General features: G+C 72.6%; 18 protein-coding genes. 13 read left to right on the top strand and 5 right to left on the bottom strand.

What is annotated here, in order from left to right; genetic code table 11:
• Positions 1–35: 35 nt before the first annotated feature.
• Positions 36–3575 (top strand): DNA polymerase III subunit alpha, encoded by a 3540-nt coding sequence (gene dnaE, locus IE180_RS13610; RefSeq protein WP_190157111.1) that lies wholly within the window; start codon positions 36–38, stop codon positions 3573–3575.
• Between the two features lie 114 nt (positions 3576–3689).
• On the opposite strand, the gene IE180_RS13605 is transcribed toward dnaE, so the two are convergent.
• Complete coding sequence (locus tag IE180_RS13605; RefSeq protein WP_190157110.1) at positions 3690–3863, bottom strand: hypothetical protein; 174 nt, start codon at positions 3861–3863, stop codon at positions 3690–3692.
• Between the two features lie 240 nt (positions 3864–4103).
• Between IE180_RS13605 and IE180_RS13600 the strand changes: the two genes are divergently transcribed.
• The 4 genes from IE180_RS13600 to IE180_RS13585 all read left to right on the top strand — a co-directional run bounded on the left by IE180_RS13600 (position 4104) and on the right by IE180_RS13585 (position 8026).
• Positions 4104–5429 carry an NYN domain-containing protein gene (locus IE180_RS13600; RefSeq protein ID WP_190157109.1) on the top strand — a complete coding sequence of 442 codons (1326 nt, stop codon included), beginning with the start codon at positions 4104–4106 and terminating at the stop codon, positions 5427–5429.
• Positions 5430–5449: 20 nt separating this feature from the next.
• Complete coding sequence (locus tag IE180_RS13595) at positions 5450–6421, top strand: ABC transporter ATP-binding protein (protein WP_190157377.1); 972 nt, start codon at positions 5450–5452, stop codon at positions 6419–6421.
• Between the two features lie 40 nt (positions 6422–6461).
• Positions 6462–7289 carry an ABC transporter permease gene (locus IE180_RS13590; protein ID WP_373302757.1) on the top strand — a complete coding sequence of 276 codons (828 nt, stop codon included), beginning with the start codon at positions 6462–6464 and terminating at the stop codon, positions 7287–7289.
• A gap of 98 nt (positions 7290–7387) precedes the next feature.
• Entirely contained in the window at positions 7388–8026 is a 639-nt protein-coding gene (locus tag IE180_RS13585; protein ID WP_190157108.1) for a DUF2567 domain-containing protein, read from the top strand.
• Between the two features lie 34 nt (positions 8027–8060).
• Here the strand turns inward: IE180_RS13585 and ybaK are convergent, their stop codons facing one another.
• The 4 genes from ybaK to IE180_RS13565 form a co-directional block, all read right to left on the bottom strand.
• Positions 8061–8558, bottom strand: coding sequence for a Cys-tRNA(Pro) deacylase (gene ybaK / locus IE180_RS13580; RefSeq protein ID WP_093876569.1), 498 nt, complete (start codon positions 8556–8558; stop codon positions 8061–8063).
• Positions 8559–8596: 38 nt separating this feature from the next.
• Positions 8597–9334 carry an LON peptidase substrate-binding domain-containing protein gene (locus tag IE180_RS13575; protein ID WP_190157107.1) on the bottom strand — a complete coding sequence of 246 codons (738 nt, stop codon included), beginning with the start codon at positions 9332–9334 and terminating at the stop codon, positions 8597–8599.
• An 11-nt stretch (positions 9335–9345) separates the two neighbouring features.
• On the bottom strand, positions 9346–10434 hold the full coding sequence (locus tag IE180_RS13570) for a hypothetical protein (RefSeq protein ID WP_190157106.1): 1089 nt from the start codon (positions 10432–10434) through the stop codon (positions 9346–9348).
• A 79-nt stretch (positions 10435–10513) separates the two neighbouring features.
• A complete protein-coding gene (locus IE180_RS13565; protein ID WP_190157105.1) occupies positions 10514–12127 on the bottom strand; it encodes an oxidoreductase in 1614 nt (537 codons plus the stop codon).
• 215 nt (positions 12128–12342) lie between these two features.
• Here IE180_RS13565 and hisD point away from each other — a divergent pair, with 215 nt between their 5' ends.
• From hisD to hisF, 8 genes are read left to right on the top strand one after another with little or no spacing between them, the layout of a single operon-like run.
• A complete protein-coding gene (hisD, locus tag IE180_RS13560; RefSeq protein ID WP_190157104.1) occupies positions 12343–13686 on the top strand; it encodes a histidinol dehydrogenase in 1344 nt (447 codons plus the stop codon).
• Complete coding sequence (locus tag IE180_RS13555; protein WP_190157103.1) at positions 13683–14795, top strand: histidinol-phosphate transaminase; 1113 nt, start codon at positions 13683–13685, stop codon at positions 14793–14795. Before hisD ends, IE180_RS13555 begins: the two co-directional genes overlap by 4 nt.
• On the top strand, positions 14792–15385 hold the full coding sequence (hisB, locus tag IE180_RS13550) for an imidazoleglycerol-phosphate dehydratase HisB (RefSeq protein ID WP_030492957.1): 594 nt from the start codon (positions 14792–14794) through the stop codon (positions 15383–15385). The genes IE180_RS13555 and hisB overlap by 4 nt, the downstream gene beginning before the upstream one ends.
• A 2-nt stretch (positions 15386–15387) precedes the next feature.
• On the top strand, positions 15388–15552 hold the full coding sequence (locus IE180_RS13545; protein WP_030693488.1) for a CG2302 family histidine operon protein: 165 nt from the start codon (positions 15388–15390) through the stop codon (positions 15550–15552).
• A complete protein-coding gene (gene hisH, locus IE180_RS13540) occupies positions 15549–16196 on the top strand; it encodes an imidazole glycerol phosphate synthase subunit HisH (protein WP_190157102.1) in 648 nt (215 codons plus the stop codon). Before IE180_RS13545 ends, hisH begins: the two co-directional genes overlap by 4 nt.
• Positions 16193–16918: a bifunctional 1-(5-phosphoribosyl)-5-((5-phosphoribosylamino)methylideneamino)imidazole-4-carboxamide isomerase/phosphoribosylanthranilate isomerase PriA gene (gene priA / locus IE180_RS13535; protein ID WP_190157101.1), complete on the top strand. Its 726-nt coding sequence runs from the start codon at positions 16193–16195 to the stop codon at positions 16916–16918. Before hisH ends, priA begins: the two co-directional genes overlap by 4 nt.
• Complete coding sequence (locus tag IE180_RS13530) at positions 16915–17313, top strand: RidA family protein (RefSeq protein WP_190157100.1); 399 nt, start codon at positions 16915–16917, stop codon at positions 17311–17313. Before priA ends, IE180_RS13530 begins: the two co-directional genes overlap by 4 nt.
• A complete protein-coding gene (gene hisF, locus IE180_RS13525; protein ID WP_190157099.1) occupies positions 17310–18065 on the top strand; it encodes an imidazole glycerol phosphate synthase subunit HisF in 756 nt (251 codons plus the stop codon). The genes IE180_RS13530 and hisF overlap by 4 nt, the downstream gene beginning before the upstream one ends.
• Positions 18066–18134 lie beyond the last annotated feature (69 nt).

Here is an 18134-nt window from a genome sequence, read left to right as displayed (position 1 = left end):
GCTGTCCCCCCAGAAATTCATCGGAGGCCTCCCCCGTGACCAAGCCGCCCTTCACGCACCTCCACGTCCACACCCAGTACTCGCTGCTGGACGGTGCCGCGCGGCTGAAGGACATGTTCAACGCGTGCAACGAGATGGGCATGACCCACATCGCCATGTCCGACCACGGCAACCTGCACGGGGCGTACGACTTCTTCCACTCGGCGAAGAAGGCCGGCGTCACGCCGATCATCGGCATCGAGGCGTACGTCGCCCCGGAGTCCCGGCGCAACAAGCGGAAGATCCAGTGGGGCCAGCCGCACCAGAAGAGGGACGACGTCTCCGGTTCCGGCGGTTACACCCACAAGACCATCTGGGCGGCGAACGCCACCGGCCTGCACAACCTCTTCAAGCTCTCCTCCGACGCCTACGCCGAGGGCTGGCTGCAGAAGTGGCCCCGGATGGACAAGGAGACCATCTCCCAGTGGTCCGAGGGCCTGATCGCCTCCACCGGCTGCCCCTCCGGCGAGCTCCAGACCCGACTGCGCCTCGGCCAGTTCGACGAGGCCCTGAAGTCCGCCTCCGAGTACCAGGACATCTTCGGGAAGGACCGCTACTTCCTGGAGCTGATGGACCACGGCATCGAGATCGAGCACCGGGTCCGCGAGGACCTCCTGCGGATCGGCAAGAAGCTCGGCATCCCGCCGCTGGTCACGAACGACTCGCACTACACGTACGCGCACGAGGCCGGCGCGCACGACGCCCTGCTCTGCATCCAGACCGGCAAGAACCTCTCGGACCCGGACCGCTTCAAGTTCGACGGCACCGGCTACTACCTGAAGTCCACGGACGAGATGTACGCCGTCGACTCCTCGGACGCCTGGCAGGAGGGCTGCGCGAACACCCTGCTCGTCGCGGAGCAGGTCGACACCGCCGGCATGTTCGAGGCCAAGAACCTCATGCCGAAGTTCGACATCCCCGAGGGCTACACCGAGGTCACCTGGTTCCGCGAGGAGACCATGCGGGGCATGCACCGCCGCTTCCCGAACGGGATCCCGGAGGACCGCATGAAGCAGGTCGAGTACGAGATGGACACCATCATCTCGATGGGCTTCCCCGGCTACTTCCTCGTCGTCGCCGACTTCATCATGTGGGCGAAGAAGCAGGGCATCGCCGTCGGACCCGGCCGGGGCTCCGCGGCCGGTTCGATCGTCGCGTACGCCATGGGCATCACCGACCTCGACCCGATCCCGCACGGCCTGATCTTCGAGCGCTTCCTCAACCCCGAGCGCATCTCGATGCCCGACGTCGACATCGACTTCGACGAGCGCCGGCGCGTCGAGGTGATCCGGTACGTGACGGAGAAGTACGGCTCCGACAAGGTCGCCATGATCGGCACGTACGGAAAGATCAAGGCGAAGAACGCCATCAAGGACTCCGCGCGCGTCCTCGGCTACCCGTACGCCATGGGCGACCGGCTCACCAAGGCCATGCCCGCCGACGTCCTCGGCAAGGGCATCGACCTCAACGGCATCACCGACCCCTCGCACCCGCGCTACAGCGAGGCCGCCGAGATCCGCGCGATGTACGAGAACGAGCCGGACGTCAAGAAGGTCATCGACACCGCCCGGGGCGTCGAGGGCCTGGTCCGCCAGATGGGCGTGCACGCCGCCGGCGTGATCATGTCCAGCGAGCCGATCGTCGACCACGCCCCGATCTGGGTGCGGCACACCGACGGCGTCACCATCACGCAGTGGGACTACCCGCAGTGCGAGTCGCTCGGCCTGCTGAAGATGGACTTCCTCGGCCTGCGCAACCTGACGATCATGGACGACGCCGTCAAGATGGTGAAGTCCAACAAGGGGATCGACATCGATCTCCTGGCGCTGCCGCTCGACGACCCCAAGACCTTCGAACTGCTCCAGCGCGGCGACACCCTCGGCGTCTTCCAGTTCGACGGCGGCCCGATGCGCTCGCTGCTCCGGCTGATGAAGCCCGACAACTTCGAAGACATCTCCGCCGTGTCCGCGCTCTACCGGCCGGGCCCGATGGGCATGAACTCGCACACGAACTACGCCCTGCGCAAGAACGGCCAGCAGGAGATCACCCCGATCCACCCCGAGCTGGAGGCGCCGCTCAAGGAGGTCCTGGACGTCACCTACGGCCTCATCGTGTACCAGGAGCAGGTGCAGAAGGCCGCCCAGATCATCGCCGGGTACTCGCTCGGCGAGGCCGACATCCTCCGCCGCGTCATGGGCAAGAAGAAGCCCGAGGAGCTGGCGAAGAACTTCACCATCTTCCAGGCCGGCGCCAAGAAGAACGGCTACAGCGACGAGGCCATCCAGGCACTCTGGGACGTCCTGGTCCCCTTCGCCGGCTACGCCTTCAACAAGGCGCACTCCGCCGCGTACGGCCTGGTCTCCTACTGGACCGCCTACCTCAAGGCGAACCACCCCGCCGAGTACATGGCGGGACTCCTCACCTCGGTCAAGGACGACAAGGACAAGTCCGCGGTCTACCTCAACGAGTGCCGCCGCATGGGCATCAAGGTCCTGCCGCCCAACGTGAACGAGTCCGAGTCGAACTTCGCCGCCCAGGGCGACGACGTGATCCTCTTCGGCCTCTCCGCCATCCGGAACGTCGGCACCAACGTCGTCGAGTCGATCATCAAGACGCGCAAGGCCAAGGGGAAGTACTCCTCCTTCCCCGACTTCCTCGACAAGGTCGAGGCCGTCGTCTGCAACAAGCGGACGGTCGAGTCGCTGATCAAGGCCGGCGCCTTCGACGAGATGGGCCACACCCGCAAGGGCCTGGTCGCCCACCACGAACCCATGATCGACAACGTGGTGGCGGTCAAGCGCAAGGAGGCCGAGGGACAGTTCGACCTCTTCGGCGGGATGGGCGAGGAGGCGAGCGACGAGCCCGGTTTCGGCCTCGACGTCGAGTTCTCCGACGTCGAGTGGGAGAAGTCGTACCTGCTCGCCCAGGAGCGCGAGATGCTCGGCCTCTACGTCTCCGACCACCCGCTCTTCGGCATCGAGCACGTCCTGTCCGACAAGACGGACGCGGCGATCTCCCAGCTGACCGGCGGCGAGCACGGCGACGGCGCGGTCGTCACCATCGGCGGCATCATCTCCGGCCTCCAGCGCAAGATGACCAAGCAGGGCAACGCCTGGGCGATCGCCACCGTCGAGGACCTGGCCGGCTCCATCGAGTGCATGTTCTTCCCGGCCACGTACCAGCTGGTCTCCACCCAGCTGGTCGAGGACACCGTCGTCTTCGTGAAGGGACGGCTGGACAAGCGCGAGGACGTGCCCCGGCTCGTCGCCATGGAACTCCAGGTGCCCGACCTGTCGAACGCCGGGACCAACGCGCCGGTGGTCCTCACCATCCCGACGGTGAAGGTGACCCCCCCGATGGTCAGCAGGCTCGGAGAGATCCTCAAGCACCACAAGGGCAACACCGAGGTGCGGATCAAGCTCCAGGGCCCCCGGAAGACGACCGTCCTCCGGCTCGACCGGCACCGGGTGCAGCCCGACCCGGCGCTCTTCGGAGACCTGAAGGTGCTGCTCGGCCCGTCCTGCCTGGCCGGCTGAGCCCACCTGCCCCGGCCGGTCGAGCCCACCCGCCCCGACCGGCCGGGGACACCCCGTACACGCGCAAGGGGCGCGCCCGTCGTCACGGGCGCGCCCCTTTGCCGTCGGACCGCGTCAGTTGTGACCGAAGCGCTTCTGGCGACCCTTGCGGGCCATGTCACCGGGGGTGACCTGGCTCGCGCGCGACTCGGACTGCGATTCCATCGCGGACTGCTGCGCCTGCTGCACGCCGCGCTCGGCGGACGACTGCTGCTTCTGGCCGCGGTTCTGGTTGCGGTTCTTGGCCATGGGGATGCCTCCTCAAAGGCTCCTAGGGGTCAGGGCCGCTGTCAGACTCACATACGGCAGGAAGCGCCGCATGTTGGATCATTACGGACCGTAAAGGCCCACCCGGGCGTGACATCCGCCACGCCGATGATCCAGTTCCGACGGTCAACCCCCCGGCGGTCGGGCAGACTCGAAGAAAACCCGGAGCACCTTCCGATCCCGATTCCGAGCCCGAGCCGACCCCGAGGCTCACGAAAGAGGGTGGAACACGTGGACCGCTGCGTCGTCCTGGTGGACGCCGGCTATCTGCTGGGCGCCGCCGCCAGTCTCCTCGCCGGGGAACCGGCCCGTTCCAGGATCACCGTCGACCACGCCGGCCTCATCCAGCAGCTGCGGCAGCGCGCCGAGGCCGAGACCGCCCTGCCCCTCCTGCGGATCTACTGGTTCGACGGCGCGCCCGACCGGGTGCCCCAGCCCGAGCACCGCAGACTGCGCGTGATGCCCCGCGTCACCGTCCGGCTCGGCGCTCTGACCAGGAGCGACGGGCGCTGGGCGCAGAAGGGCGTCGACGCGGCCATGCACACCGAACTGACCGAGCTCGCCAGGAACAGGGCCTGCTCCGACATCGTGCTCGTCACCGGCGACGGCGACCTGCTGCCCGGCCTCATGTCGGCCAAGGAGCACGGCGTCGCCGTCCACCTGTGGGCCGTCCAGGCCGCCGACGGCGACTACAACCAGTCCGAGGACCTCGTCGCCGAGGCCGACGAGCGGCGGGTCCTCGACCGCGCCTGGATCACCCGCGCCGTCCGCGCCAAGGACCTCGCCGGCCTCTGCCCGCCACCGCCGGCCCCGCGCCCGGAGATCGCCGCCATCCTCTCCGCGCCGCTGCCCGAGGCGGCCCTCGCCGCCTCCGCCGAACGGGCCGCCGGGCCGGACCTCGCCGCGGCCGCACAGGACGGGGCGCCGGCCCCCGCCGGCGCGAGCCGCGACGGCGGCCACGAGCACACCCGCACCGACGGCCACGGCCGCGACGACGAGCACGCCCACGGCACGTCCGGGCCCTCCCCGGTGAACGGCAAGGGCGTCCCCACCCCCAAGGACCTCGCGGGACTGCGCGGCCCGGGCGCCCCGGCGCCGCAGGGCGCGAGCGCACTCCGCTGGTCCTCCGACCGGGGCTGGATCGAGCGCCCCGCCCCCTCCTTCGGCGAGCCGGCCGAGACCGCCACCCTGCCCACCCTCGCCACGCTCACCAGCGCGGAGCAGCGCTGGGCCGACCGCGAGGAGGACATCACCACCGTCGGTGGCGACCCGTTCGAGGTCGGACAGGTGTTCGCCCGCCGGTGGATGGAGCGGCTCCCCGAACAGAGCCACGTCCAGAAGCTCTCCGCCCTCTACCCGCGCATCCCGCACCGCATCGACGGCGAACTCCTCCGCTACGCCGCCCGATTCGGACTTCTCGCCCACAAGGACGACCAGATCGACGAGCACGACCGCTACGCCATCCGGGCCGGGTTCTGGCGCGAGATCGACGTCCGGGCCGCCGCCGAACCCGCCCCCGCGCCCGGAGCGGGCCCGGCGACCCCGTAGGCTCTTCCCCCGTGAGAACGGTGTGCGTGGTGCGGGATCTGGTCAAGACGTACCCCGCCACGCGCGGCAGGCGCGGTGCGCCCGCGACCCCCGAGGTGCGCGCCACCGACGGGATCAGCCTCGACGTGCGCGGCGGCGAGGTCTTCGGCCTGCTCGGCCCCAACGGCGCGGGCAAGTCCACCCTCGTCCGCCAGCTCACCGGGCTCATGCGCCCCGACTCCGGCACCGTCGAACTCCTCGGCCACGATCTCGTGCGCCACCCCGAGCGGGCGGCCCGGCTCCTCGCCTACCTCGGCCAGGAGTCCACCGCCCTCGACGAGCTGACCGTCTCCCTCGCCGCCGAGACCACCGGACGCCTGCGCGGCCTCACCGCCCGCGACGCCCGCGCCGGGCGCGACGCCGTCCTGGACGAGCTCGGGCTCGGCGAGATCGCCGACCGCCCCCTCAAGAAGCTCTCCGGCGGACAGCGGCGACTCGCCTGCTTCGCCGCCGCGCTCGTCGGCCACCGGCCCGTGCTCGTCCTCGACGAACCCACCACCGGCATGGACCCCGTCGCCCGGCGCGCCGTCTGGGCCGCCGTCGACCGGCGCCGCGCCGAGCACGGCACCACCGTGCTGCTCGTCACCCACAACGTCATCGAGGCCGAGACCGTCCTCGACCGGGTCGCCGTCATCGACCGCGGCCGGGTCATCGCCTGCGACACCCCCGCCGGCCTCAAGGAACGCGTCGCCGGCGAGGTCCGCGTCGAACTGGTGTGGCGCGACGCGCCGCCGCTCCACCTGCCCGAGGTCGCCGCCCTGCGCGGGCGCGCCCAGGAGACCGGACGCCGCTGGCACCTCCGGCTCGCCCCCGACGAGGCCCGCGCGGCCGTCGCCACCGTCACCGGCGGCGCCGCGTTCGCCGCGCTCGACGACTTCACCCTGGCCACGCCCAGCCTGGAGGACGTGTACCTCGCGCTGGGCGGCGCGACCGAGGGACTGGTGAAGGCGTGATCCGCCACGAACCGCCCGTGACCGTCAGGAGCTGTACGCAGTGAGCACCGTGCCCGCCGAGGCCCTGCCGACCGGCGCGCTCCCCGCCACGGGCCGGGACGCGCAGCACACCGCCGCGCCCCTCGCCCCGCGCGCCCGGCTCCTCCCGGCCCTGGCCGCCGTCTACCGGGCGCAGCTCTCCCGCGCCCGCGTCGCCCGCATCCCGCTGCTCTTCGTCGCCACCTTCCAGTCGATCGGGATCATGGTCCTGATGCGCGGGGTCGTCGACGGCGGCTCCGAGGCGCGCGCCGTCGTGGCCGGCTCCACCGTCCTCGTCGTCGCCTTCGTCGCGCTCAACCTGCTCGCCCAGTACTTCGGGCAGCTGCGGGCCGGCGGCGGCCTCGACCACTACGCCACGCTGCCCGTGCCGCCCGCCGCCGTCGTCCTCGGCGCGGCCGGGGCGTACGCCTCCTTCACCGTGCCCGGCACGGTGGTCACCGCCGTCGCCGGCTCCGTCCTCTTCGGACTGCCCCTCGGCCACCTGTGGATCCTCGGCGCCGTCGTCCCGCTCGCCGGCGCGGCGCTCGCCGGGCTCGGCGCGGCCCTCGGACTCCTCGCCCCCCGGCAGGAGCTGGCCACCCTCCTCGGCCAGCTCGGCATGTCGGCGGCCCTGCTCCTCGGTGTCCTCCCGGCCGAGCGGCTGCCCGGGCCGATCGGCTGGGCGCGGGACCTGCTGCCGTCGACGTACGGCGTGGAAGCCCTCGCCCGCACCTTCGGCCCGCACCCCGACTGGGCGGCCGTCGCCGTCGACCTCGCCGTGTGCGGGGCGGTCGGCCTCGGCTCGCTCGCCGTCGCCACCTGGGCCTACCGGCGGGCCGCCGTCCGCTGAGGCGGGCGCGTACGGGAGCCGGCGTCGGCTGAGGCGGGCGCGCGCGGGGCCGGCCGTCCGCTGAGGCGGGCCACAGGGACACCTGGCACGATGGCGGGGTGACCGCACCTCTGACTCCGCCTCACCAGCCGCCGAACGACCCCGACCAGCCCCCGCCGCCCCCGCCGCCGTTCGGACCGGCCGGGGACCCGATCACGGCGGCCGAGGTCGTGCAGGGCGTGGTGGTGACCCTCCTCTCCGCGGTCGCGGGGGCGCTGCTCGGGGTGCTGTGGCTGAACCTGGCCCCGCGCGTCCTGCTCATCTCGGACGGCAAGGGCGTCTACCTCCGGAACTCCGAGGGGGAGCAGGCGATCGGCGCCGACGGGACGTTCGTGCTCCTCGCGCTGGCCTTCGGCGCGGCCGCCGCGCTCGTCGTCTTCCTGCTGCGCCGCAGGGGCGGGGTCCCGCTCGTCCTCGGCCTGGCGCTCGGCGGCGGCCTGGGCTCGCTGATCGCGTGGGGGATCGGAACGCACTTCGGCCCCACCGACGACGTGGTCGCCCACGCGAAGGCGGTCGGCCCGAACGTCGCCTTCGAGGCGCCGCTCGAACTGCACCTGGGGGCCGCCGCGATGCTGGCCTGGCCGCTCGCCGCGATGATCGTCCACCTGGCCCTGACGGCGGCCTTCGGCCCCCGCGACCCGGAACCGGAGCCCTGGGGACAGCCGAAGGCGTACGCGCAGGGTCCCGGCTCGTACTGACGGCGCGGGACCTTCCGGAGGCCGCGCCCGTCCGTCAGGCGCGGCCGATCGGGGCCAGCACCGCCGAGGTGAGGGCGGCCAGGTCCGCGGGGGAGAGCTCCACCTCCAGGCCCCGGCGGCCCGCCGAGACGCAGACGGTCGCGTGCTCCGAGGCCGAGGCGTCGAGGACGGTACGGAGCCGCTTGCGCTGGCCCAGCGGGGAGATGCCGCCCCGGACGTAACCCGTGGTGCGCTCCGCCGCCGCCGGGTCGGCCATCACGGCCCGCTTCCCGCCGACCGCCGAGGCCAGCGCCTTCAGGTCCAGCTGGCCCGCCACCGGGACCACCGCGACCGTCAGCTCGCCGTCGACGTCCGCGACCAGCGTCTTGAAGACCCGGTCGGGGGAGACGCCGAGCGCCTCCGCCGCCTCCTCGCCGTACGAGGGGGAGGCCGGGTCGTGCTCGTACGCGTGCAGCGTGAACGGCGTGCCGGCCGCCGTCAGGGCCACCGTCGCCGGAGTGCCTCCGCCGTTCTTCTTCTGCTTCTTCGCCACGCGTTCTTCCTCGGCTCGGTCCGTCCGGCGGGGCCGGCTCAGTTCGGGTACGTCGGGGCCTGCGTCAGGTCCACCGCCGGCAGCGACGGCAGGTGCCGCAGCACCGCGGTCTCCGCCCGCAGCAGCGTCAGCTCCTCGCGCAGCCGGGTCGCCGTGTCCGGTGCCTGGAGCAGCCGCTGCTTGGCCGGGGTGTCGAGGATCGCCGCCGCCGCGACCAGGTACGACACCACGGAGGGCTCGTCCGGCAGCTCGCTCGTCGTCAGCGAGCGCTCCCGGGCGCCCGCGAGGCGCTTCTGGTAGCTCCGGAAGGCCCGCAGCACCCCTTCGGCGAGCGTGCCCGCCTCCTCGCCCTGCTCCTCCGGGATCTCCTCGACCTCGGCCGTCAGGAACGGCCCGCTCGCGTCGACCGACAGCAGCTTCACCCGGGTCGTGCCGGTGGCCATCACCTCGAAGCTGCCGTCGGCGCGCTCCCGGATCGACGCCGCGTCGGCGACGCAGCCGACCCGGTGGAAGGCCTGGACGGGGTCGGAGCCGAAGCCCGCCGCCGGGCCCTTCTCCGGCAGCGCCGTCTGGTCCGGCATGCCGGGGGCCGTCGGCGCGACCTCGCGGCCGTCGCGGATGGCGACGACGGCGAAGCGGCGGGGCTGGGCGTCGTCGATCGCGAGCAGCTCGCGCATCATGGCGCGATAACGCTCCTCGAAGACGTTCAGGGGCAGTACGAGGCCCGGGAACAGCACCGTGTTGAGCGGGAAGAGAGGCAGACGGGCGGTGGTCACAGCGGCCAAGCCTAATGGCCGCCGGGCCCGCCCCGTCCGGCCCGTCCACGACCGGTGCCCCGCAGCGGCGTCCGGCGGGCCAGCTCGCCCCGCGCCCGGTCCCGCGCGGCCAGGAAGTGGAGGAGGGGGTCCCCCCTGCCCGGGCGAAGCCGAGGGCCCGGGGGAGGGTCCGCCGGTACGGCACCCCGCGCGCCCCAGGGGAACGAGGTCGCGTACGGGCCGATCCGTTCGAACTCCCCCCACGCCTCCGTCCAGCGCCCCCGCTCGACCAGCACGTACGCCAGCAGGTTGCGGACCTCGGCGGGCCACGGGTCGCCCGCCGGGAACGCCGCCGACAGGGCCAGGGCGCGGTCCACCGCCCGGTCGACCCGGCCGGCGGGCACGGATCCGTCGGGACCCGGCGGCACCCGGAGCCCGTCGTAGGCCGCGCGGACCGGCAGCGCCCCGACGAGCGAGTCCGGCGCGGCGTCGTCGGCGGCCTGCTCGGCGAAGTCGAAGGCGGCGCGGTGCGAGCCGTACCACTGCGCGGAAAGGTACTTCAGCGCGGCGACGTGGCAGCCGTAGTGGTGCGGGGAACGGCGCACGGCCTGCTCCCACAGCGACTCGAAGACCGCGTGGCCGGCGTGCGCCCCGCGCGCGTGGTCCAGGGCCAGCCGCCACGGCACCGGGTCGTGCGGGGCCTCGTCGGCGACCTCCCGCACCAGCGGGGCGAGCTCGCGCAGCCGCTCGGCCCGCGCCGGGGACTCCCAGGCCCTGCGGACGGCCAGCTGGGCCGTGACGAGGAGGGCGTCGGGATCGCCGGGCGCGGCGGCGAGCCACCCGGTGAGCCAGTCGCCCCTGTTGTACGCGAAGGTGGCGAGCCGGGTGACGTACCGGTCGCGGTCCTCCCACTCCCCGGCGTCCCGGGTGGTGGCGAGCAGCTTCGCCGCGGGCTCCGGATCGCCGAGGGCGGCGGCGACCAGGGCGGGGGAGAGCCGCTCGTCCGGGGCGTCGAGCAGCATGTCGGCGTCCGGCACGAGCGCGGCGGCGAGCCGCGGTGCGTGCCGGGCCGAGCGGGCGGTGCCGAGCAGGGCGCGGAGCAAGGACATGGTGCTGTGCATTCTCCCCCGCCCCCACCCGTCACGGCAGCCGCGTCACGGGGTCACGACAGCACCCTCACCTGGTGGTGACACCACCCCCTCACCCCCTCCGCAGCAGCCGGGTCGCGCCCGCCGCCACCGTCGTCGCGAGGATCCAGCCGAGGAGGATCAGGGCCGTCGTCACCCACTGCCAGATGCCTTCGAGCCGCCAGTAGCCGTCCTGGCCGAGGTTGATCACGGGCAGCAGCAGGTCGAGCGCGTACAGCGTGGCGTTCCACTCGGGCGCCTCGTCCGCCTTCAGAGCGACCGGGCGGTAGTGGGAGAAGGCCACCGTGCCCGCCGCCCACAGCACGGCCATCCACAGCGCGGCCCGGCCCGGCCGGTAGCCGTACGCCACGGTCCAGTCCTGGAGGTAGCCCCACAGCTTCCCCGCGATCGGCAGGGTCTCCCGCCGGCGCCGCTGCTTGGCGAGCAGCACCTCGCGGGCGTCCGCGTCCTCGCCGCTGCTCCGCAGGACCGCCGCCAGCCGCTCGTACGGCTCGGGGGCGTACTCCGGGGTCGCCGCCGCCACCCACTCCAGACGCCGGGCCAGCGGGAAGTGGCCGTACGGAACCAGGTTCTCGTAGGCGAAGCCGCCCATCGCGAGCCCGCCGGGCCCCGGCCAGCTGGTCGACAGGTCGATCAGGGTGACGACCTTGGCGCCGTTGAGCACCACGCGCCCCTCCTCCGGGCGCTCGCCGTTGAACCGCAGCTCCGGGGTCACGATCCGGCGCAGCGACACCTCTTCCCGCCGGGCGCCGTCCAGCAGGAAGCGGGCGTGGTGCAGGTCCACCGCGTCACCGAACCGGCCGTCGTCGAGCCGCACCCCGCCGTGGCACTCCACCGGCTTGCGCCGGGTGCCCTGGAGGGGCGTCACCCCGTACGGCGGGGTGGCCGTGGTGTTCCCCGTCCGGCCCGCGCCCCCCGTCTCCTCGTACACCCAGGCCGCGTTCAGATAGAGCGAGCGCTCCACGGTCAGCTGCGGCGCGTTCAGCGCGCGGCGGCCCTGCGCCCCGCGCAGGACGCTGCCCCGCAGGCTGAGCGAGACCCCCACGTTCGCCCCGCGCAGGCTCAGCTCCCCGTAGGTCTCGATCAGCTCGGCCTGGAGGTCCTGGGCGACCACCATCCCGTCCGCCGTGATCGCCCGCCCCCGCCGGTCCGGCCACACCTGGATCTGGTTGATCAGCAGGTCCGTGCCGATCTGCGCGTCCGTCAACCGGATGCCGCGCCGCACCCGGCAGCGCGGCAGGTGCAGGTCCCCCTCCGTGTGCAGCCGGGCCGCCTCCAGGCGCGGCAGCGCGCACTCGACCATCCGCAGGGTGCCGAACCGGGCCTCGGGCAGCACCACCTCGTCGTCGAACCGGCAGCCGTGCAGCTCCACGTACGGCCCTATCGTCCCGCCCGCCAGGTTCAGCACGCCGGCGATCCTGACCCCGCGCAGCTTCAGCGCGGCCACCCGCCCGGACCAGGCCTGCGGGCCGTCGAGCAGCAGCAGCGCCACCACGTCGGCGCGGACGCTCCGCTCCTCCCCCCACTGCCACGCCCCGAAGGGGTCGTCCCGCTCCGCGATCCCCTCCGTCAGATCGCAGGTCCTGCCGATCCGGAACGCCCGCCACATGACCCGCTCCGGGCCCGTGAGACCGTCCGGCATTCCGTCCTCGTGCGGCTCGGTCACTGCCGCCCCCTCGCTTTCCACGATCCGCTCCCACGATTCCGCTCACCGGGATTCGTGGATTCGTACAGCCGTTCTTCCCGCTGGGTGACGGGCTGAACGCTAACGGTCAGCTGTGGCGACAAGACGCCAGTGGGACGCGTATCGGTCACTGATTGGCATGTATCAGCTGTTGATACGGCCGATCGGTGTTCCGGGCCGTCTGCGAGAATTGACCCGTGATCTCTCGAATCGATCTGCGCGGTGAGACCCTCCCCGAGGGTTCCGCCCTGCGCGACCTGCTGCCCCGTGCCGAGTTCGACGTGGAAGCCGCCCTGGAGAAGGTGCGGCCGATCTGCGAGGACGTCCGGCATCACGGCGCGGCCGCGGTGATCGACTACGGGGAGAAGTTCGACGGCGTCCGCGTCCCGGGCCTCCGCGTCCCCGCCGGGGCGATCACCCGCGCCCTCGACGAGCTCGACCCGGCCGTCCGCGCCGCCCTCGAGGAGTCCATCCGGCGCGCCCGGCTCGTCCACCGCGAGCAGCGCCGCACCACCCACACCACCCAGGTCGTCCCCGGCGGCACGGTCACCGAGAAGTGGATCCCGGTCGAGCGCGTCGGCCTGTACGTGCCGGGCGGCCGCTCCGTCTACCCCTCCTCCGTCGTGATGAACGTCGTCCCGGCCCAGGAGGCCGGCGTCGAGGGCGTGGCCATCGCCTCGCCCCCGCAGAAGGAGTTCGGCGGACTGCCGCACCCGACGATCCTGGCCGCCTGCGCCCTGCTCGGGGTGGACGAGGTCTACGCCGCCGGCGGAGCCCAGGCCATCGCCATGTTCGCCTACGGCACCGGGTCCACCGCGGACGAGCCCGGCTGCGCCCCCGTCAACCTGGTCACCGGCCCCGGCAACATCTACGTGGCCGCCGCCAAGCGCCTCCTCAAGGGCCGCATCGGCATCGACGCCGAGGCCGGCCCGACGGAGATCGCGATCCTCGCGGACTCCACCGCCGACCCGGTGCACGTCGCCGCCGACCTCATCAGCCAGGCCGAGCACGACCCGATGGCCGCCTCCGTCCTCGTCACCGACTCGGACGAGCTGGCCGCCGCCACCGAGGCCGAGCTGAAGACCCAGGTCGCCGCCTCCAAGCACGTCGACGACCGGATCGCCCCGGCCCTGGCCGGCCGCCAGTCGGCGATCGTCCTCGTCCGCGACCTCGCCGACGGCCTCAAGGTCGTCGACGCGTACGGCGCCGAGCACCTGGAGATCCAGACCGCCGACGCCGCCGCCGTCGCCGACCGGGTCCGCAACGCGGGCGCGATCTTCGTCGGCCCCTGGGCCCCGGTCTCGCTCGGCGACTACTGCGCCGGCTCCAACCACGTCCTGCCCACCGGCGGCTGCGCCTGCCACTCCTCGGGCCTCTCCGTGCAGTCCTTCCTGCGCGGCGTGCACATCGTGGACTACACGCGCGACGCCCTCGCGGACGTCGCCCACCACGTCGTCACCCTCGCCGAGGCCGAGGACCTCCCGGCCCACGGCGCCGCCGTCAAGGCCCGTTTCGGTTGGAAGGTGCCGCAGAGCAAGTGAGCCAGATCGAGATCGACGACCTGCCCGTCCGGGACGAGCTGCGCGGCAAGTCCCCCTACGGGGCGCCCCAGCTCGACGTCCCCGTCCAGCTGAACACCAACGAGAACCCCTACCCGCTGCCCGAGCCCCTGGTGGCCCGGATCGCGGAGCGGGTCGCCGAGGCCGCCCGTGGCCTCAACCGCTACCCCGACCGGGACGCGGTCGAGCTCCGCACCGAGCTCGCCGCCTACCTCACCCGCACCGGCGGGCACCGCGTCGGCGTCGAGAACGTGTGGGCGGCCAACGGCTCCAACGAGGTCCTCCAGCAGCTGCTGCAGACCTTCGGCGGTCCCGGCCGCACCGCGATCGGCTTCGAGCCCTCGTACTCGATGCACGCCCTGATCGCCCGCGGCACCGGCACCGGCTGGATCTCGGGCCCGCGCAACGAGGACTTCACGATCGACGTCGAGGCGGCCGTCCGGGCCATCGCCGAGAACGGGCCGGACGTCGTCTTCGTCACCTCGCCCAACAACCCCACCGGCACCGCGGTCGAGGCCGACACGGTCCTCGCCCTGTACGAGGCGGCCCAGGCGGCCAAGCCCTCGATGGTGGTCGTGGACGAGGCGTACGTGGAGTTCAGCCACCGCGACTCGCTGCTGCCGCTCCTGGAGGGCCGCCCGCACCTGGTGGTCTCCCGGACCATGTCCAAGGCCTTCGGCGCCGCCGGGCTCCGCCTCGGCTACCTCGCCGCCGACCCGGCCGTGGTCGACGCCGTGCAGCTGGTCCGCCTGCCGTACCACCTCTCGGCCGTCACCCAGGCCACCGCGCTCGCCGCCCTGGAGCACACCGACACCCTCCTCGGGTACGTCGAGCAGCTCAAGGCCGAGCGCGACCGGCTCGTCGCCGAACTGCGGGCGACCGGGTGCGAGGTCACCCCCTCCGACGCCAACTTCGTGCAGTTCGGGAAGTTCCCCGACACGCACGCGGCCTGGCAGAAGATCCTCGACCGGGGCGTCCTGGTCCGGGACAACGGCGTACCGGGCTGGCTGCGGGTCACCGCCGGCACCCCCGAAGAGAACGACGCGTTCCTCGACGCGGTCCGTGAATTGATGAAGGAGCAGGAACGATGAGCCGCGTAGGCCGCGTTGAGCGCACCACCAAGGAGACCTCCGTCGTCGTCGAGATCGACCTCGACGGCACCGGAAAGGTCGACGTGTCGACCGGGGTCGGCTTCTACGACCACATGCTCGACCAGCTCGGCCGGCACGGCCTCTTCGACCTGACGGTCAAGACCGACGGCGACCTGCACATCGACTCGCACCACACCATCGAGGACACCGCCCTCGCCCTCGGCGCCGCCTTCAAGCAGGCCCTCGGCGACAAGGTCGGCATCTACCGCTTCGGCAACTGCACCGTCCCGCTGGACGAGTCGCTCGCCCAGGTCACCGTCGACCTCTCCGGCCGCCCGTACCTCGTGCACACCGAGCCCGAGAACATGGCGCCGATGATCGGCTCGTACGACACGACGATGACCCGGCACATCCTGGAGTCCTTCGTCGCCCAGGCCCAGATCGCGCTGCACGTCCACGTGCCGTACGGCCGCAACGCCCACCACATCGTGGAGTGCCAGTTCAAGGCCCTGGCCCGCGCGCTGCGCTACGCCTCCGAGCGCGACCCGCGCGCCGCCGGCATCCTCCCCTCCACGAAGGGCGCGCTCTAGTCGTGAACGGCCTCTCCAGCGTCCTCATCCTCGTCGGGCTCTTCCTGCTCGGCGGCATCTACTCCTTCGTCAAGCAGCAGATGCCCAAGAGCCTGATCGTGCTCCTCTCCATCGGTGCCGCGATGTGCCTCTCCGCCGGCGTGCTGCGCCTGGAGGTGTGGGCATGAGCACGGCCTCCCCGAAGAAGGTCGTCGTCTTCGACTACGGCTTCGGCAACGTGCGCTCCGCCGAGCGCGCGCTCGCCCGGGTCGGCGCCGACGTCGAGATCACCCGCGACTACGACAGGGCGATGAACGCCGACGGACTGCTCGTCCCCGGCGTCGGCGCCTTCTCCGCCTGCATGCAGGGCCTCAAGGAGGCCCGCGGCGACTGGATCGTGGGCCGCAGGCTCGCCGGCGGCCGCCCGGTCATGGGCATCTGCGTCGGCATGCAGATCCTCTTCTCCCAGGGCATCGAGCACGGCGTGGAGACCGAGGGCCTCGACGAGTGGCCCGGCACGGTCGGGCCGCTGAACGCCCCCGTCGTCCCCCACATGGGCTGGAACACGGTCGACGCGCCCGCCGACACGCAGCTGTTCGCGGGACTCGACGCCGACGCCCGGTACTACTTCGTGCACTCCTACGCGGTGCGCGAGTGGACCCTGGAGGTCGGCAACCCCAACATCCGCGCCCCCAAGGTCACCTGGGCCACCCACGGCGAGCCCTTCGTCGCGGCCGTGGAGAACGGCGCCCTGTGGGCGACCCAGTTCCACCCCGAGAAGTCCGGCGACGCCGGAGCCCAGCTCCTCACCAACTGGATCGGAACCCTGTGAGCACTCTCGAACTCCTCCCCGCCGTCGACGTCCGCGACGGCCAGGCCGTCCGGCTCGTCCACGGCGAGTCCGGCAGCGAGACCTCCTACGGCTCTCCGCTGGAGGCCGCCCTGGCCTGGCAGCGCGCAGGTGCCGAGTGGCTCCACCTGGTCGACCTGGACGCCGCCTTCGGCACCGGTGACAACCGCGACCTGGTCCGTCAGGTCACCGAGGCCATGGACATCAAGGTCGAGCTCTCCGGCGGCATCCGCGACGACGCCACGCTCGCCGCCGCCCTCGCCACCGGCTGCACCCGCGTCAACCTCGGCACCGCCGCCCTGGAGACCCCCGAGTGGGTCGCCAAGGTCATCGCCGAGCACGGCGACAGGATCGCCGTCGGCCTCGACGTGCGCGGCACGACCCTGCGCGGCCGCGGCTGGACCCGCGACGGCGGCGACCTGTACGAGACGCTGGCCCGCCTCGACTCCGAGGGCTGCTCCCGGTACGTCGTCACCGACATCGCCAAGGACGGCACCCTCCAGGGCCCCAACCTGGAACTCCTGAAGAACGTCTGCGCGGCCACCGACAAGCCCGTCGTCGCCTCCGGCGGCGTGTCCTCCCTGGACGACCTGCGGGCCCTGTCCGGCCTCGTCCCGCTGGGCGTCGAGGGCGCGATCGTCGGCAAGGCGCTGTACGCCAAGGCCTTCACCCTCGAAGAGGCGCTCGCGGCGGTGGCGTCGTGAGCTCCGAGGTCCGCAAGGTCGTCACCGGCGCGCCCTGGGAGGAGCAGTTCGGCTACTCCCGCGCGGTCGAGCTCCCGAACGGCACGGTCCTCGTCTCCGGCTGCACGTCGGTGGTCGGCGGCCAGATCGCCGGGGGCGGCCCGTACGAGCAGGCGGTCAACTCCTTCCACGTGGCCTTCGACGCGCTGAAGCAGCTGGGCCTGGGCGCCGAGCACGTCGTCCGCACCCGGATGTACATCACGCACGCCCGGGACGTGGACGAGGTCGGCCGCGCCCACAAGGAGCTGTTCGACGAGGTCCGCCCGGCCGCGTCGATGATCATCGTCTCCGGCTTCGTCGACCCGAGCCTGGTCGTCGAGGTCGAGGTCGAGGCCTACCGGGGTGATGCGGCATGAGCCTCGCCGTACGAGTGATCCCCTGCCTGGACGTGGACAACGGCCGGGTCGTCAAGGGCGTCAACTTCCAGAACCTGCGGGACGCGGGCGACCCCGTCGAGATGGCCAAGCTGTACGACGCCGAGGGCGCCGACGAGCTGACCTTCCTCGACATCACCGCCTCCTCCGGCAACCGGGAGACCACCTACGACGTGGTGCGCCGCACCGCCGAGCAGGTCTTCATCCCGCTCACGGTCGGCGGCGGCGTCCGCTCGGCCGAGGACGTCGACAAGCTGCTGCGGGCCGGCGCCGACAAGGTGGGCGTCAACACCGCCGCCATCGAGCGCCCCGAGCTGATCCGGGAGATCGCGGAGCGCTTCGGCCGGCAGGTGCTCGTCCTGTCCGTGGACGCGCGCCGCACCGCCTCCGGATCCTTCGAGGTGACGACGCACGGCGGCCGCAAGGGCACCGGCATCGACGCCGTCGAGTGGGCGCACCGGGCCGCCGAGCTGGGCGCGGGCGAGATCCTGCTCAACTCGATGGACGCCGACGGCACGAAGGACGGCTACGACACCGAGATGATCGCGGCCGTGCGCAAGCACGTGACGGTGCCGGTGATCGCCTCCGGCGGTGCCGGCAAGCTCGCCGACTTCCCGCCGGCCGTGGCGGCGGGCGCGGACGCGGTGCTCGCGGCCTCCGTCTTCCACTTCGGCGACCTGCGGATCTCGCAGGTCAAGGAGACGCTGCGGGAGGCGGGGCACCCGGTCCGCTGACCGGAGGTTCCGCCTGCTGAAGGGCCCCTTCGGGGGCCCTTCCCCTTTCCCGGATGCGCAGGAATACTT

Source organism: Streptomyces litmocidini, from assembly GCF_014649755.1.
Classification (GTDB): Bacteria; Actinomycetota; Actinomycetes; order Streptomycetales; family Streptomycetaceae; genus Streptomyces; species Streptomyces litmocidini.
The sequence above is the reverse complement of the archived record's forward strand: the minus strand, read 5'-3'. Positions and strand labels throughout refer to the sequence as shown.